1 protein-coding gene is annotated in these 305 nt (G+C 65.6%); it reads right to left on the minus strand.

Going from position 1 to position 305, the window contains the following annotated elements; genetic code table 11:
• Positions 1-305 (minus strand): transposase (locus KVS71_RS17235; RefSeq protein WP_217585129.1); only part of this gene is annotated, 305 nt, incomplete at both ends.

A 305-nucleotide genomic window follows, 5' to 3' on the forward strand; every position in this document is an offset into this window, starting at 1 on the left:
GAAGATCCCGACGACGTCGGGGCGGCGCCGGATCTCCCGGTTCAGGCGCTCGTTGGGGTTGTTGGACCAGATCTGCCGCCAGATCTCTTTCGGGAAGACGGTGAAGGCGAGGACCTCCTCCCGGGCGGCCTCGAGGTGCTGGAAACTGCGCGGCAGTTTGTGCTCCAGGGCATCGAGGACCCGGTCGAACTGGGCGTGCACGGCTTCTTTGTCGGGTTGGTCGTAGACGGAGTGCAGCAGCGTCTTCACCCACGGCCAGGAGCTCTTCGGCGTCACCGACATCAGGTTCGCGGCGTAGTGGGTGC

Origin of the sequence: Microbacterium sp. GbtcB4, from assembly GCF_019091465.1 — a bacterium.
GTDB lineage: Bacteria > Actinomycetota > Actinomycetes > Actinomycetales > Microbacteriaceae > Microbacterium > Microbacterium paraoxydans.